The sequence below is a fragment of the Candidatus Neomicrothrix sp. genome (assembly GCF_035329545.1).
GTDB lineage: Bacteria > Actinomycetota > Acidimicrobiia > Acidimicrobiales > Microtrichaceae > Microthrix > Microthrix subdominans.
Genome location: NZ_DAOLGP010000073.1, coordinates 1 through 4,467, shown reverse-complemented (window position 1 = coordinate 4,467; position 4,467 = coordinate 1). Strand labels below are relative to the sequence as shown.

The window sequence follows — 4,467 nt, the reverse complement described above, 5'->3', positions numbered from 1 at the left end:
CGTTCCTTACCGTGACTCAGATCTGATGGATGCGAAGCGTCGGTCACCTCTCCTGAGACGTTCACGGGCCGTCCAGAAATCTGTCGCCTTGAGACTTTCCCGCTGGGGTTCATGCAAGCGGCTGGCTCGCGTGCGACGTAGACCGAGGCGCAGCCGCGATGATGGACCGACTCGCGTGGCTGGTGCTGTCGCTGCTCACTACGGGTAGGGGGTGTGCAACGACCATGGGCGACAAGGCACCACACGATGAGTTCGAGGAGTTCTTTCGTTCTGTCGAACCGCGCCTGCGACCGGCTCTGGTTGCGTCGTTGGGACCCGACCGGGGCCGCGACGCATCTGCGGAGGCGTTGACTTGGGCATTCGAGCATTGGGGCCGCGTCCTCGGCCTCACCTCACCGGTGAGCTACCTGTACCGGGTCGGTGTCAGTCGCACCCGGCAACGCAAGGATGGCTCGAGCCGAACAGTTTCCGGGTGCCCGAGGTGGAACCGGAGCTGGCCGCCGCGCTGTCGGAGTTGACCGACCGGCAGCGAACGGCGGTGGTGTTGGTGTCGGGCTACGGCTGGACGCTGCGCGAGGTCGGCGAACTGGACGACATTTCACCCTCAACCGTAGCGGCCCATCTGCGGCGAGGCCTGGAGCAACTACGCAATCACCTTGGAGTCGACCATGAACCCCTCGTTTGACGAACGAATCAAAAACCTGGTGGAGGCCCAGGCGCCCCCGATCGGTCTCGATGAGGTCACCGGAAGCGCTCCAGCCGACGGCGCTCCCGACAATCGGCCGCCCAGAACCCGTCGGCTTCTCCTGGCAGCCGCCGGGATCCTGGTCATGGCCGGGTCGGTGGTCCTTCTCGTCAATCGAAACGGCGAGAGTCGCGTGCAGACCGACGAGCCTCAACACACCCCTGCCTCGTCGGCCCCCGGCCGCGACGAACCCGGCAGCCCCACCAGCATTTACAACGGGAGTCGGCTACCGGTGCCGTGGGAAACGCTCCCGCCGCCGCCGCTCGCACCTAGGGAGGGTGCCACCGTTGCCGGATCCGACCGGTGGGTCCTGGTATGGGGCGGCACCGGCGAAGACGGCGTCGCACTCCGCGACGGGGCGATCCTCGACCTGACAAGCAAGACCTGGGCTTCGCTGCCCCCAGAATCAGCCGTGAACGGCGCCGTTCCTGCCACGATCGGCGCCAACGCGGTCTGGGCCGATGACCGGTTCCTTCTCGTTGGTGGAACTACCGAAGGTCGGGTCCAATCCGGGGACGTTGCCGCTCTCGACCCGACCGACCCCCAACCCGCATGGCAAACGACCGGAACGATCACCGAGTCGGTCGGGATGTGGTCAGCTGTCGCCTGGGACGGCAACCGAATGATCCTCTCCGGCGGGATTGCCAGCGAAGACGGAGGGTGGTGGGCCAACACCGTCTACTTCGATCCCGGCACCGGCATCACCACGTCCGGCCCCGAAGCGCCTTGGCCGATCGCCGGGGATCCCTACATGACGGGTATGCAGGTCGGCACCGCCGTGGCCACCAACAAGGGCGAGCTAGTCGCCGCCCAGTTGTCACTCGCCGGCTCACGTGTCGAGGGCGGCAAGGTTCCGGACGGCGGTCGCGGGGAGTTGGAGCTGGCGACTCTCGGCCCGGATGGCTGGGTGGTGAACAAACCCATCGACCTTGGACCGATCTCCGTCGTGCCCGATCCCCCAACCATCGCCGTCTCCAACGATGGGCGAACCGCTTTGATCGGTGCCGACCTCGACAACGACACCGCCATCGTGGTCGACCGGACCTCCAACACCGTCGTCGCCCAGCAACCCATCCGTGACCTCGGCTGCGACGGGCCACCCCACCTCGGAGCAGCCGGCACCTACTGGCTGGTCAACCGCTGTGAAGTCTGGGAGATCCTCAACGAGTCAGGTGAACCTCAGGTTGGTACCGCTCCCGAGTTCCGACCCGGTGTCGGCATGCTCGTCCAAGCAGGACACAGGCTCATCGCCCTCGACTTTGGTAGCACCAAGGCCAACCCCAACGCCGAGCCAAGCGACCCTAAAACTGTCATCTGGAACCCAAACCGCTAGCTGAAACCGACAACGAAGCAGCCACCCCAAGCAACGCAGCCGGGCTTAGCCCAGCCGCCCATGACGAGACGTCAATGCGCGGTGCCCATGGCTGACCCCATCGCGAACAGCAGCCAGTCACGCCGTTCAGAACCGCTCACATCTGAGAATCTATCGGGCGGCGGCGGGGCTTCTGAGTCACGGTAATACTTCTTACCGGGACTCAGAACTACTGATGGTGTAGCGCTCTGGTGTCGCTGTTGGGCTGGCGGGGGTGGGCGAGCTGCGATGATCGGTGGATCGCTTCGCATGCTTTTGTAGATGAGTCTCGTCGTGGTGGCCGGTACATCGTTTGTGCGTCGGTGGTTCTGCCCAGCGAGCTGGCCACGGTCCGCAAGATGATGCGTTCCCAGTTGTTGTCGGGCCAGGCTCGGTTGCATTTCAAGACCGAGAAGCCATCGCGTCGCCGTGCGTTGCTGGCTGTGATCGCGGAACTGAACCTGACCACGCTGGTGTACGAGTCCAACCGCAAAGAGGCCGACGCACGCCGGTGGGCTCTTGGGCAGCTGCTGGCGCATCTGGCCGGGGTAGGCGGGCAGCGGCTCGTTATCGAGGCACGAGAAGCTTCGCAGAACCTGGTCGAGCGGCAGACCATCACAGCGGCTCTCACCCGCGGGCGGGGTCCTGCCGGGTTGTCCTACGAACACATGCGCCCTCACGAGGAGCCGATCCTGTGGGTGTCCGACGCTGTTGCCTGGGCCTACGGTGCCGGCGGTGACTGGCGGCGCAGAGTGACACCGGGTGTGGTGCTCGACTCTTCCTGAACGCGCAAAACCCCGGCCACCGACCGTCCGGACGGGTTCCGGGGTTCACTTCCGTGACCGAATGGCCACGGCAGAACCCAGTATCCACCCGTTACGCGCTGATAGCAACCCGCCCGGAGCCCTCCCCACAGCGCCCGCGCGCTTGGCGACAGGCCAACTCCCGGCTGTGTGCAGCGAACGCTCAGCACAGAACTGACCGATGAGAAGCGCCGACCCTCCTATTCGCCCGCAGATATCGGGCTGAGCGCACAAAAAACGACCGCTTCATGTACGACGCCACCGTCTCACAAACGAACGTTTTTGAGACAAGCAGCGCCCCGGCCATTCCGGCCCAACTACGGCGCCCCGGAACCGCCGCATTCGGGGCTGCTGCTGGGCGGGACTATGCAGCGTGCGACTGGGGCCGATCTCGGGCGGGGGAGGCGGGCCAACGGAAGGGAATACGTGGCGGCGATATGTGCGAATCGGCACCGCTGCCTGAGAGTTGCCTTCGAGTTTCGGGCGGCAGCTTCGTGCGTGCCGGCGACGCTGATCCCCTGACCGGGACACTCCGTGTCCGATTGGATGCGCCAACAGCATTGGGAGGTGCACTCGCTTCAAGTGAGGGCACCCGATTCGGCGGGTTGACGCCCACCCATGATCCCGGCAAATGGTCGACTATGCTTCATTCAAGCAGGGATCGGAGTGGCGCGAGCGCCGCCAGGCGATCGTCTTGCGTTCATCTGTGAGGCTGACATGGAGGTCAGGTTGTGAGGATCAATCGTGTGGGAGTCTTCGCAGCGGCTTTTGGTTTGTTGCTTGGGTTGTCGGGGCCTGTGGGGTCGTCGGTGACGCAGGCTGAACCCGAGTCGTACATAATTTGCACGCAGGGTACGGCTGACGAGGGCAAGGATCCGATCGACCACCCGATCGCTGCTCCTTGGGGTCCTGCTGCGCAGGCCCTGGAACCGGGAGACCCGCTGCCGGAACCAGATACCGACCCGGACAACATCATCGAGCCCCCAATCACCAACGGGATGATCGTCGAGGGTCGAGGCGCAGGTGAAGGAACGACCTACAAGATCACGATCGACCCCACCTGTGGCCTATCCCCCATTACGCCAGCCCCAACAGCACCACCGAAGCCGTACATAATTTGCACGCAGGGTACGGCTGACGAGGGCAAGGATCCGATCGACCACCCGATCGCTGCTCCTTGGGGTCCTGCTGCGCAGGCCCTGGAACCGGGAGACCCGCTGCCGGAACCAGATACCGACCCGGACAACATCATCGAGCCCCCAATCACCAACGGGATGATCGTCGAGGGTCGAGGCGCAGGTGAAGGAACGACCTACAAGATCACGATCGACCCCACCTGTGGCCTATCCCCCGTTACGCCAGCCCCACCAAGCAGTCCCGCCGAGCCTGCACCGTCCGAGACGGCACCACCAAGCGGCCCTGCCCCTTCGGTGTTGAAGCCGTCATTCACCGGGTGAATGGTCGCCGGTCCTTGCGGCTATAGACAAGCCCAGTTCGAACGGCTTCACCGAAAGATTGATGAGCCAGCGCTTACTACCTTGACCACAGAGATAGCCAGGGTACGGGAT

4 protein-coding genes are annotated in these 4,467 nt (G+C 64.5%); all 4 read left to right on the top strand.

The features are described from left to right. The first annotated feature begins 472 nt into the window (after positions 1 to 472). The 4 genes from PKD89_RS19625 (at position 473) to PKD89_RS19610 (ending at position 4,356) form a co-directional block, all read left to right on the top strand. Positions 473 to 685 (top strand): sigma-70 family RNA polymerase sigma factor, encoded by a 213-nt coding sequence (locus PKD89_RS19625; protein ID WP_289012197.1) that lies wholly within the window; start codon positions 473 to 475, stop codon positions 683 to 685. Beyond that, a complete protein-coding gene (locus PKD89_RS19620; protein WP_289012198.1) occupies positions 669 to 2,078 on the top strand; it encodes a hypothetical protein in 1,410 nt (469 codons plus the stop codon). The genes PKD89_RS19625 and PKD89_RS19620 overlap by 17 nt, the downstream gene beginning before the upstream one ends. A gap of 341 nt (positions 2,079 to 2,419) precedes the next feature. After that, on the top strand, positions 2,420 to 2,881 hold the full coding sequence (locus PKD89_RS19615; RefSeq protein ID WP_289012199.1) for a hypothetical protein: 462 nt from the start codon (positions 2,420 to 2,422) through the stop codon (positions 2,879 to 2,881). 827 nt (positions 2,882 to 3,708) lie between these two features. Next, entirely contained in the window at positions 3,709 to 4,356 is a 648-nt protein-coding gene (locus tag PKD89_RS19610; RefSeq protein ID WP_287390440.1) for a hypothetical protein, read from the top strand. Positions 4,357 to 4,467 lie beyond the last annotated feature (111 nt).